Origin of the sequence: Grimontia marina (assembly GCF_900060185.1) — a bacterium.
Lineage (GTDB): Bacteria > Pseudomonadota > Gammaproteobacteria > Enterobacterales > Vibrionaceae > Enterovibrio > Enterovibrio marinus.
The window spans coordinates 1-556 of the sequence record NZ_FIZY01000272.1; the positions used below are offsets into that span (position 1 = coordinate 1).

1 pseudogene is annotated in these 556 nt (G+C 46.4%); it reads left to right on the forward strand.

The window, feature by feature from the left end:
• Nucleotides 1-556: pseudogene (locus tag GMA8713_RS26385) on the forward strand (HAD-IA family hydrolase); the annotation flags it as partial.

Genomic DNA, 556 nt, shown 5'->3' on the forward strand with positions numbered 1-556 from the left:
GCTGTGTTGCCAAGCCTTGGTGAATGTATTCACCGGCTTTGGGGCGTAGCTAAACGTTAATGACTTCTATGCGCACTTTCAAGGTGGAAAGCTGGCCGACATCTTTATGGATACACAAGAACGTTTAGGGCTATCTATCTCGATTGATACGCTTGAGCCGTTATATCGTATTGAATTAGAAGCTTTGTTCCAACGCCATTTAAAGCCGATGGATGGTGCCATCGAGCTCATTGAATTCCTAAAGCGACAGGACATCGAGTTTTGTATCGCTTCTAATGCGCCTAAGTCTCGGGTTGAATCTTCATTGGCAATGACAGGAATGCTCGACGACTTTAAAGGTAAAGTGTTTTCAGCTTTTGATGCCAACAGTTGGAAGCCTGCTCCCGATCTTCTCCACTACGCTGCCATGAATATGGCTGCGCTCACTCAAGAATGTTTGTTCATTGATGACACGCTTCTGGGCGTTGAAGCGGGTATTAACGCGGGAATGCGTACTGTCTATTTCAACCCCGGAAACAAAGAGAACGTCGACCATCCCCTAGTCATATCAGTTGGC